The sequence below is a fragment of the uncultured Brachyspira sp. genome, assembly GCF_944390595.1.
GTDB lineage: Bacteria > Spirochaetota > Brachyspiria > Brachyspirales > Brachyspiraceae > Brachyspira.
This window is the reverse complement of sequence record NZ_CALXRN010000218.1, coordinates 1-11093: the sequence shown is the minus strand read 5'-3', so window position 1 is coordinate 11093 and position 11093 is coordinate 1. Positions and strand designations below refer to the sequence as shown.

The following is an 11093-nucleotide window of genomic DNA, read 5'->3' as shown; positions in this document are numbered from 1 at the left end:
CTATAACCGATAAATTCTAAAGATAACTTTTATTAGGTGGTATTCTAATGCAGGACTTTATAAATAAATTGACAAGTCAAATAAAAAATATTTTTTCTAAAACAACAACATTGCAAAAAGCAATTTTGATTGGAGTTTTAGTAATAGGGCTTGGTGCAATAGTAGCTACAATAATGCTAACATCAAGAAGAACCGGTACTCTATTATTTCAAAATGCTTTAACTCAAGAGGATGCTAGAAATGTTATAGCTGTTTTAGATGCTAATAACATAAAATATCAGTATAGAAATGGTTTTATCACTCTTAATAATCAAAATGATAAAGCAAAAGCAGAGTTAGAGTTAGTAAAAGAGGGAAGAATGCCTACAGGAGTTGATGGATGGGAATTATTTGATGCTCCTCGTATAGGTATAACAGATGTTGAACTTGATATTAACAAAAGAAGATCATTAACTAAAGCTATTACACAGCTTTTAACTAAATTAGATTTCGTTCAGGAAGCTACAGTAGATTTAGCTTTTCCTAAAAAGGAATATTTAACAGATATAGATTCTCCTGTTACAGCTTCAGTAGTTATTAGAGCTCAGCCTTTTAAAGAAGAAATTTTAAGAGACCCAAAAACTGTTAGAGGATTACAGCAGTTAATAGCTATGGGTGTTGATAAATTAAAGCCTGAGTTTGTAACAATTACTGATAGTACAGGATATGTATTAACTGATTTTACAGATGAAGCTGCTAATTTAAAATTAAAAGTAGCTCAGGAAGAATTAAAAATAGTTGATAGAGAAAGAAAAAAGATAGAAAATAAAATAAGACAAACATTAGGAAGAATATATACTAACAGAGTAGAAACAACAATAGCATTAGAACTTATATGGGACGAAGTTAGTGTAACAAATAATTTAGTTCTTCCAATAATATTAAAAGAAGATGATCCTGCAACACCTTATGATGACAGTCAGTTTACTAATAAAGTTCAGGTTTCAAGCCGTACAGTAACAGAAGACTGGAAAGGACAGCAATTTATACCTCAAGGTGCTGCTGGAGCTGAAGAAAATGTACCTCCTGGATATAAAGATAAGAGCGACAGATGGCAGACTTATACAAAAACTGATTCTCAAGACAACTATGAATTGAGCAAAAGATATGAAGCTATAAAGAAAGGAAGTTATCAAATAGGAAAAATATCTGCAGCAGTTGCTTTAGACGGAAGATGGACAAAAGTTTATGATGTTAATGGAGATCCTGTAATTACTAATGGAAATAGTTATGTAAGAGAGTATCATCCAGTAACAACAGAAGAAATAAATAATGTTACAGCTTTAGTACAAGCAGCTATTGGTTATGATTTGAAAAGAGGAGACCAAGTAAGTGTAACACATATTCAGTTTGACCATTGGGATAGATTCAATGCTGAAGATGCTAAACTTATGCGTGATAGATTTATAAAGAAAACATTAATAATAACAATGATTTCTTTACTCATATTATTTATATTAGCATTAGCAATAAGAGCTATACAGAAAGAGCTTGCTAGAAGACGCAGACTTAGAGAAGAAGAGCTTGAACGTAAACAAATGGAAATGCGTAGACAGGCTATGATGAATGCTAATGAAGAGCCTATAAGCGAGATGAGTTTAGAAGATGCTGCACGTAAGAAACTTATGGATGAAGTTATACGTGTAAGCCATGAAAGACCAGAAGATGTAGCACAATTGTTGCGTACTTGGATGGCCGATGATAAGAGTTAAAAATAAATTGAGTTATAAAATAAAATATTAGGAGAAAAATTATGCCTGCAGAGAAAGAAAAAGATAAAAAGCAACGTGTTTTAAGCGGACGTCAAAAAGTTGCTATATTTCTAGTATCACTTGGTATGGAGACATCAAGTGAGATATTTAAACACTTGAGGGAAGAGGAAATAGAGCAGATTACATTTGATATTGCTAGACTTGAAAACATAGAAGCAGCGGATAAGGATGCTGTATTTAGAGAATTCCAAGAGATGATGATAGCTCAGGATTTTATAACTCAAGGTGGTATAGATTATGCTAGAGACTTACTTGAAAGATCTGTGGGTAGTCAGAAGGCAAGCGATATAATCAATAGATTAACATCTTCATTACAGGTTAGACCTTTTGATTTTATACGCCGTACAGACCCAGCTCACTTATTGAACTTCATACAAGGTGAGCACCCTCAGACTATAGCACTTATTTTGGCGTATTTGGAAGCTCAAAAGGCAGCTAGTATATTGGGAGCTTTGCCTACAGAGATTCAGCCTGATGTAGCTAAACGTATTGCTATAATGGATAGAACTTCTCCAGAGGTTTTAAGAGAGGTTGAAAGGGTACTTGAAAGAAAACTTTCTACTCTTGCCAGTGAAGACTTTACTTCAGCCGGCGGTATCGATTCTATAGTGGAAATCATTAACAGTGTTGATAGATCTACTGAGAAAAGTATTATCGAAAGTTTGGAGGAAGACGATCCGGAACTTGCAGAAGAGATCAAGAAACGTATGTTTGTATTCGAAGATATTGTATTGCTTGACGACAGAGCTATACAGAAAGTACTTCGTGAGGTTGATTCAAGCGACTTGGCTAAAGCACTTAAGAGTGTTGATACAGATGCTCAGGATAAAGTTTATAGAAACATGTCCAAACGTGCTGCTGCATTGCTTAAAGAGGATATGGACTTTATGGGACCTGTTCGTCTTAAAGATGTTGAAGAAGCTCAGCAAAAAATCGTTAATATCATACGTAAACTTGAAGAACAAGGTGATATCGTTGTTGCTCGTGCTGGTGAAGACGAAATGGTTGTTTGATGTTAATTATATATGTTTTGATTATTAATTAGGAGTTTTAATATGCCGGAAAAGGTTTTTAAATCCAAAAGTATTGTAGAACTTACTCAAAAAGTAAATATTGCTGTACCTCATCATAAATCTCAGGAAGAATTAGATTATGAAGAGGCACAGGAAGAATATAGAGGTCCTTCTATTGAGGAAATTGAGGCAGAGATTGCCGGACTTAGAGCTCAATGGGAAGATGATTTAAGAGACATGAGAAGAAAGGCTGTTGATGAAGCTGAGAGAATTATTGAAGATGCTAAAACTCAGGCCTTTGAAATATTTAAATCAAAACAAAATGAAGCTCATGTTATTTCTGAACAGGCTAAAGTTGATGCTTCAAGAATAATACAGGATGCTAATGCAGAGAAAGAAAAAATACAAAGCGAATCTGAATCTATAAAAGATGCTGCTTATAAAGAAGGCTATGCAAAAGGATATGATGAAGGATTTGAAAAATCTTTTTCTGACAGCAATAATGATTTGATTAAATTAACAGAAAAAATGAAAAAAATACTTGCTGAAACTATTAATAAGAGAAATGAAATAATAGATGCAGCAGAAGCTCAGGTTATTGAAGTGGCTGTACTTATAGCTAAACGTGTTGTAAAAATGCTTACTGAAAGAGATAAAGGTATAGTTATAAGAAATATTCAAGAAGCTTTAAGAAGAATTAAAGGCAGAACAAAAATTACTATAAGAGTTAATATTGATGACTTAGAAGTTTCTGCTAGACATAAAGATGAATTCTATCAAATGCTTGATAAAATTGAAGGTGTAACAGTATTGGAAGACCCTAATGTTGATGTTGGCGGATGTATGATAGAAACTGATTTCGGCGATATTGATGCTAGAATAAATACTCAATTGAATGAAATAGAAACTGCAATTAAAGAAGTTGAACCTATAAAAGGTTTTTAATATTGATAGGGTTGGTTTATGATAAAAGAAGAAAATGTAGATTTTAATAAAGAAGTAAAAAAAACATTTGATAAATACAGAAAAGTTGTAGATGATATTGCTTTGTTAAAATCTTATGGGAAAGTTAAAGAGGTTATAGGGTCATTAGTAATTAGCGAAGGACCTTTCTGTAAACTTGGAGATATGTGCCGTATATACATGAGTGATAATTCTTATGTTGATGCAGAAGCTATAGGTTTTAGAAATCAGGACATACTTTTAGCTACTTACGGACCGGTAAATGGTATAACTTTCGGAAACATGGTGTATTCTTTTGATAAGCCTTTATCAGTTATGTGCTGTGATGAAATATTAGGAACGGTACTTGATGCAAGAGGCAAACCTTTAGCAGGCGGAGGGCATAATTTTTATGAAACTCCAATACCTGTTTCACATTCATCTGTAAACCCTATGAACAGACCTAGAATAAATAAACATATACAAACTGGTGTAAGAGCTATTGACGGACTTTTAACAGTTGGAGAAGGTCAGCGTATGGCTATAATGAGCGGTACAGGAGTTGGTAAATCTACACTTTTATCTATGATAGCAAGAAATACTAATGCAGATATTAACGTTATAGCATTAATTGGTGAAAGAAGAAGAGAAGTAAGAGATTTTATAGAAAGAGACCTTGGAGAAGAAGGATTAAAAAAAAGTATAATAGTAGTTGCTACAAGTGATGATGCTCCGCTTTTGAGAGTTCGTGCTGCTTATACTGCTACTACTATAGCTGAATATTTTAGAGATAAAGGCAAAAATGTTATGTTTATGGTTGACTCTGTGACTCGTTTTGCTTTAGCTCAAAGAGAAATAGGACTTTCAAGAGGCGAGCCTCCTACTACAAGAGGTTATACTCCTAGCGTATTTTCTGAACTTGCTAAACTTTTAGAAAGAACAGGTACATCAACAAAAGGAACTATTACAGCTTTTTATAATGTATTGGTTGAAGGTGATGATTTGGATGAACCTATTACAGATACTGTAAGAGGTATATTAGACGGACATATAGTTTTATCTAGGGATTTAGCTAACAGAGGACATTTCCCTGCTATTGATGTTAATAAAAGTATATCTAGGATTATGAATGAAGTAGTTTCTAGTATGCATAAAAAAGCAGCTATAGAATTCTTAAAAATGAGTGCTGATTATAATGAAGCTAAAGAACTTATAATGATAGGAGGTTATGCTAAGGGAAGCATGCCTGATGTTGATAGAGCTATTGATTATAAGCCTATGATGGATAGATATTTGCAGCAGGATGTATACGAGGTATCAAGTTTTGCTGATAGTAAAGAAGCTCTTTTGTCTATGTTCTATTCTCAGGAAGAGATAGAAGAGGATTTAGTGAACAGCGGAGATGTAAAAAAAGCGGATGATAGAAAAAATATTTCCGACAATGTAGAATATGCGGGTAATGATGTTGTTATATTGTAGATAATTTGATTTTTGTTGGATTTATTTTTTATGAAGAGATTTAATTTTAATTTGGAGCCTTTATATAAACTTAGAAAAAATATAGAAAAAAAAAGGCAGGCTGAAGTTGCTGAAGTTTCTGCAGAATATAATAAAGAGCGTGATGGTAAAGACAGCTGTTTATTAAAAATAGATGACGGTATTAAATATGTTGATAGCATAGAGAATAATGATGAAATGCTATCAATGAGTATATATTTAGGAGAATATATAAATGCCCTTAATTGTCAAATATCTATACATGAAGATAATATGGCAGAAATTAGTATAGAGCTTAGAAAGAGACAGGAAATTTTGCAGGAGGCTTCAAGACAGAGAAGGGCTGTTGAACTTTTGAAAGAGAAGAAATTATTAGAATATAAGAAAATGATGAATAAAGAAGAACAGGCTAAGCTGGATGAATGGAAGAAAGAGTATGTTTCCAGCGATGCTTATGAATATTAATTAGTATAAATTAAAGAGGATATTATTTATGATAGAATCTATACAAAAAATACAAGTTAGAATAGGAGAGATTCAAGAAAGTTTTAGTAAGTTAGGATTTGCTCCTTTAAATACTCAGCTTCCTGTAAAGCCTTTTGCTGAACATTTAAATGAGGCTATGGCAAGCAGTGAAAATAAAAAAGTAGATAATCTTAATGCTGATGGTTCTATTATTAATGATACTAATAAAAAATTAAATAATGGTAAAGTTATAGATGCTGAAGGGTTTAATGGTAAAATTTCATTTGGAGTATATGATGATTCTACAAACAATTTTGCTAAAGCTCTTAATGCATATAAAAAGGCTTCTGCTGCCAATTTCCCTACTAAGTATGATGATATAATAAAAGAAGCAGCAGAAAAATATTCTTTACCTGAAAATTTAATTAAGGCTGTTATAAAACAGGAATCAAATTATGTACCTGATGCTGTTAGTCATAAAGGTGCGGTTGGTTTGATGCAGATAATGCCTCAAACTGGTGTAGGCTTAGGCATAACAGATGAAGAAATGCTAAAAGATCCATATACTAATATTATGGCTGGAAGCAGATATTTATCTCAAATGCTTAATAGATATGACGGAAGACTTGATTTGTCATTATCAGCTTATAATGCAGGACCTGCTTTGGTTGATAGACTTCAAAGAATTCCAAATATTGAAGAGACAAAAAATTACGTTAAAAACATTATAGGATATATAAAATAAAGTTAACATAATAAAATCTTTATATGTTTGCTTGACTTTTTTATTCTGTAATTTTATAATATTTTGTAAATTGCCCACTTAGCTCAGCAGGTAGAGCATCACCATGGTAAGGTGAGGGTCATCGGTTCAATCCCGATAGTGGGCTTTGTTTCGCAAAAAATATCATATTTTATAAAGAGGATTTATGAGAATAAAACTTCTAGCGATTATGGTATTATTTTTAATGACCGTATCGCTTTCATACACTTTCGATAAAACTCCGTATTATGTAAACACAGAAACTTATGACTCATACAGAGAGTTATTAAGAGGGGTGCACTATTATAATCAAGAACGTTATGATGCTGCTATAGCTAGTTTTAGAAACTCTCTTAATACAAATCCTACTGATAAGTTTATAAGATATTGGTACAGCAAATCTTTATATAAAGCTGGTTATATGTCTTTGGCTGTTAATGAATGGCTTAATATTGCCAGAATGGGTTATGAGGATCCTATTGTACTTTCTAAAATTAATAAATATGATTCTGCTAATATAACAGAAACTAAAGATGAAGTACTTAGCAATTTTATTTATTTAAAAGCATTTTCTACAAATGCTAATTTTCTAAAAAACATAAATCAGCCTATACAGGTAGAAGTTATGCCTGATGGAAGTTTGTATGTATTGGATTACAGCGATTCTTCTTTAAAGAAATTTGATATAAATGGTAATTTAATTAGTAAAATTTCTTATGGTAAAAGATTAGAAACTCCTCAAAGAAGCTGGTGGAGAAAAGCTTTGCAGTTTGTAGCAAGAGTTTATCCTTATGAAAAGCTTGAAAATCCTAGAGGCTTCACTATAGACAGAAATGGAAATATTTATATAGCAAATACTAAAAAGGACAAAATATTTAAATATGACTCTAACGGCAGTTATATTACTAATATAGGAGTATCCGGAGTTAGTAATGGTCAGATTCTTGGACCTTCTTCTGTTGTAGTTGATAATGAGGGTAATTTATATGTTTCTGATACGGGAAATAATAGAGTAGTTGTATTTGATATTGACGGTAATTTTTTATATAATTTTGGAAGACTTGGAGAGAATGAGGGAGAATTTTTTTCACCTGCTGGCATTGTAGTTAATAATGAAAATATATATGTTGCTGATATGGGTAATAAAAGAATACAAAAATTTGATTTAAACGGAAATTATATAGAAACTATAAAACATGAAATGTTTAATGAACCTAGAGGGCTTTCATTTTCTTCTGATGGAAATTTATATATAGCAGATGGAAATAAAGTTTTTTATTATGATGTAAATTCTAAGAATTTTACATTGTTTAATAATTCTGAGAGATACACAGTTACACCTACTTCTGTATCTGAAGGACCTAATGGGGATATATATCTTACAGATTTTATGTCCGGAAGAGTAGATGTTTATACAAGAAAAGAAGAGTATTATGCCAATTTAGATGTATTTGTAGATAGAGAATATCTAAATAAATTCCCTGTTGTTGTAGCTTCTGTTACAGTAAGAGATAGACTTACTAATCCTGTAGTTGGATTAACAGCTGAGAATTTCTATGTAAAAGAAAATGGAACAGTTGATTTGAAGGTTGGATTATATGATGCTCCTGAACTTCATGAGTATAGATTTATATATTTAATAGAAGACAGCGAAGCTGCAAGACCTTATGAATCAAGAATTAAAGAAGAGATTAGCAACTTTACTAGAAGCTTAACTAATAATGATGAAGTTCTTGTTATACATTATAATGATCAAGTTTATAAGGCTGATAATTATGATGCTAGAAATTTGAGAATACTTGAAAATGCTAATGCTTTCCATTTTACAGGCGGTATATCTGCTTTAGATGATGCTTATTATGAGGCTATAAGGCTTGCTGGAAATAGCTTTAAGAAAACTGCTATTATACATTTTACTGTAAGCAATCCGGATGACAGAGTATTTGACATGATGAATTTTAGAGATATTGCAAGTTTTGCTAAGAATAATGCTGTATCATTGAATCAAGTATATATTGGTACTAATAAGTTTAATTACTTCTTGGATTTGATGACTCAGAATACTTATGGTTATATTATAAATGCTGACTTATCTATAGATTATAGAGGCGAACTTGACAAAATGAAGAATATTGATTTTGGAAGATATTTCATATATTATAATAGTTTTAGAAATATATCTCAGTCAGGTCAGTTTAGAGCATTGAATATAAGAGTTCAATACAGAGATATGTATGGAGAAGAAGAATCAGGTTATGTGATACCATAATAAAAGTTTATAATAAAATGAAAGGCTTTTCATAATGTTATGAGAAGCCTTTTTTGTTGCATAAATTATAAAATGTTAGTTAAATTTGTGGGATTGTGTAATTATAATATAAAAAAATATGGTAAAAATTATATTTTCTTATATAATGTAAATAATATTTGTTTTGGAGTCTGTAATATGACAGAAGAAGATATAAAACAGAAAATAATAACACCATCAATTAAAAAATCAGGGTGGAAAGATAGTCAAATAAATTATGAGTATGCATTTACTGACGGGCGTTTTATATTGAAGGGTAAAGATGTTGTAAGGGATAAACCTAAAAGAGCAGATTATTTATTATCTTATAAGTCAAATATACCATTGGCTATAATTGAAGCTAAAAGTGATAAACATAGTTTGGGAGATGGAATTCAGCAGGGTATTAATTATGCTGAAATGCTTGATTTGCCTTTTGTATACAGCTCAAATGGTTCTGGTTTTTTGGAACATAATATGTTAACTGGTGAAGAGAGAGAAATTTCTTTATATGATTTTCCTAGTCCTGAAGTATTATGGAATAGATATAAACAAGATTCCAATATAGATGATGAAAAAGAAAGAATAATTACAACACCTTATTATTATAGACAGGGAGCGAATAGTCCAAGATATTATCAAAGAATAGCAATAAATAGAACTGTTAAAGCTGCATCTGAAGGTAAAAAAAGAATGCTTCTTGTAATGGCAACAGGTACAGGAAAAACTTATACTGCTTTTCAAATAATTCATAGATTTAGAGAAGCTAATTTAGCAAAGAAAATATTATTTTTAGCAGATAGAAATATATTGATCGATCAGACTATGAGTCAGGATTTTAAACCATTTAAAAAGGTAATGACTAAAATTGAAAATAAAAAAATGGATAGTTCTTATGAAATTTATTTATCTCTTTATCAGCAATTAATAACAAATGAAGATAAAGAGATTTTCAGAGAGTTTAGCGAATATTTTTTTGATTTGATCATAGTTGATGAGTGTCATAGAGGCTCTGCTAAAGATGATTCATTATGGAGAAGAATTTTAGAATATTTTTCTAGTGCCGTTCAAATAGGTATGACAGCTACACCTAAAGAAACCAAAGATGTTTCAAGTATTTCTTATTTCGGAGAGCCTATTTATACTTATAGTTTGAAACAAGGAATAGAAGACGGATTTCTTGCACCATTTAAAGTGATAAGGGTAGGGCTTAATACGGATTTGGAAGGCTGGCGTCCTTATAAAGGTCAAACAGATATTGACGGAAATGAAATAGAAGATAGAGAATATAATATAAAAGATTTTGATAAAAACATTGTAATTGAAGAAAGAGATATTGAAATAGCTAAACGCATAATAGAATATATAGAAGAAAATGACAGATTTGCTAAAACTATAGTATTCTGTGATGATATAGAACATGCAGACCGTATGAGAAGAGCTTTAATAAATGAGCATGCTGAATATTGCAAGAACAATAATAAAACTAATTTGGTAAAAGAAGACAGCAGATATATAATGCGTATTACAGGAGATGACAGCGAAGGAAAGAAACAGCTTGATTCTTTTATAGCAGTTGATAGTGTATATCCTGTTATAGTTACTACTTCAAAGCTTTTAACTACCGGAGTAGACTGCAAAACATGTAAGCTTATAGTATTAAATAATAATATTAATTCTATGACAGAGTTTAAACAAATCATAGGACGCGGAACCCGTATAAAAGAAGATTACGGCAAGAAATATTTTACTATAATGGATTTTAAGAACGTAAGCAGATTATTTGCTGACCCTAAATTTGACGGCGAGGCATTAAGTATTCATGACGAATATTTGAAAAAAGATGATGATAATATTGATAATGCTGAAGAAAATGTTAATACTGAAGAAGATACCAATGACGTAGAAATATCAATTAATGATAATGAGAAAGAAGAAAAACAAAAAAGACAAAAGATAGTAGTAAAAGGTGTTGAAGTTGAAATATTAAGTGAAAGGGTGCAGTACTTGGATAATAACGGAAAAATTATAACAGAAAGTTTAATAGATTATACAAAAAAGAATATACTTGGAGAATATGCTACACTTGATAATTTTCTTCATGATTGGAATGGAGATAAAAGAAAATCTGTAATTTTGGAGGAATTATCAAAAAGAGGAGTATTTTTGGAAGCATTGAGAGAGTATGAACATATTGATGAAAATATAGATGATTTTGATTTAATATGTCATCTCGCTTATGATAAAAAGCCTCTTACAAAAAGTGAAAGAATTAAGAATGTTAAAAAAAGAGGTTATTTAGATAAGTATGAAGG

At 31.1% G+C, this 11093-nt stretch carries 8 protein-coding genes and 1 tRNA gene; all 9 read left to right on the top strand.

Going from position 1 to position 11093, the window contains the following annotated elements; genetic code table 11:
• The first annotated feature begins 47 nt into the window (after positions 1-47).
• Positions 48-1751, top strand: a complete 1704-nt coding sequence (fliF, locus tag Q0J90_RS13025; RefSeq protein WP_297278316.1) for a flagellar basal-body MS-ring/collar protein FliF — start codon at positions 48-50, stop codon at positions 1749-1751.
• A gap of 41 nt (positions 1752-1792) precedes the next feature.
• The gene (gene fliG, locus Q0J90_RS13020) at positions 1793-2824 is read left to right on the top strand and encodes a flagellar motor switch protein FliG (RefSeq protein WP_028328554.1); all 1032 of its coding nucleotides are present in this window, start codon (positions 1793-1795) and stop codon (positions 2822-2824) included.
• 42 nt (positions 2825-2866) lie between these two features.
• Positions 2867-3769 carry a flagellar assembly protein FliH gene (gene fliH / locus Q0J90_RS13015; protein WP_028328553.1) on the top strand — a complete coding sequence of 301 codons (903 nt, stop codon included), beginning with the start codon at positions 2867-2869 and terminating at the stop codon, positions 3767-3769.
• A gap of 18 nt (positions 3770-3787) precedes the next feature.
• Entirely contained in the window at positions 3788-5245 is a 1458-nt protein-coding gene (locus Q0J90_RS13010) for a FliI/YscN family ATPase (protein ID WP_297278315.1), read from the top strand.
• Between the two features lie 30 nt (positions 5246-5275).
• Positions 5276-5728 carry a flagellar FliJ family protein gene (locus tag Q0J90_RS13005; protein WP_028328551.1) on the top strand — a complete coding sequence of 151 codons (453 nt, stop codon included), beginning with the start codon at positions 5276-5278 and terminating at the stop codon, positions 5726-5728.
• A gap of 28 nt (positions 5729-5756) precedes the next feature.
• Complete coding sequence (locus Q0J90_RS13000; protein WP_297278314.1) at positions 5757-6473, top strand: lytic transglycosylase domain-containing protein; 717 nt, start codon at positions 5757-5759, stop codon at positions 6471-6473.
• A gap of 72 nt (positions 6474-6545) precedes the next feature.
• Positions 6546-6618: transfer RNA gene (locus tag Q0J90_RS12995), tRNA-Thr, on the top strand.
• A 39-nt stretch (positions 6619-6657) separates the two neighbouring features.
• Entirely contained in the window at positions 6658-8760 is a 2103-nt protein-coding gene (locus Q0J90_RS12990) for a 6-bladed beta-propeller (RefSeq protein ID WP_297278313.1), read from the top strand.
• A gap of 177 nt (positions 8761-8937) precedes the next feature.
• Positions 8938-11093: EcoAI/FtnUII family type I restriction enzme subunit R (hsdR, locus tag Q0J90_RS12985; protein WP_297278312.1), on the top strand; the 2156-nt coding region annotated here is incomplete at its 3' end.